Annotated in this window: 1 protein-coding gene; it reads left to right on the top strand. The window is 63.6% G+C overall.

Going from position 1 to position 280, the window contains the following annotated elements; genetic code table 11:
* The first annotated feature begins 45 nt into the window (after positions 1 to 45).
* On the top strand, positions 46 to 213 hold the full coding sequence (locus AWT75_RS21810) for a hypothetical protein (protein WP_161937795.1): 168 nt from the start codon (positions 46 to 48) through the stop codon (positions 211 to 213).
* Positions 214 to 280 lie beyond the last annotated feature (67 nt).

Below are 280 nucleotides of genomic sequence, written 5' to 3' on the forward strand. Positions count from 1 at the left end.
CGCCCGGCAGCCTGATGGCCCCGGCGCCGTAATTCCGGCATCAGCATGAAGACACCGCTGCGGTCTTTGCCCTTGCCTTGCTGCTCTCGGTACTGGTGCCAGCTCTACCCCGATGCCGTACGACGTTTTGTCGCCGATGAACTGAACATTATTGATGGCCGCGTGCGCTCGCCAGACCAGCCGCCCGGCAGCCTGATGGCCCCGGCGCCGTAATTCCGGCATCAGCATGAAGACACCGCTGCGGTCTTTGCCCTTGCCTTGCTGCTCTCGGTACTGGTGC

Source organism: Aquitalea pelogenes, from assembly GCF_001515305.1.
GTDB lineage: Bacteria > Pseudomonadota > Gammaproteobacteria > Burkholderiales > Chromobacteriaceae > Aquitalea > Aquitalea pelogenes.

Coding starts and splice junctions, on each gene's coding strand:
- AWT75_RS21810 (WP_161937795.1), top strand. CDS start 46: ATGAAGACACCGCTGCGGTCTTTGCCCTTGCCTTGCTGCTCTCGGTAC.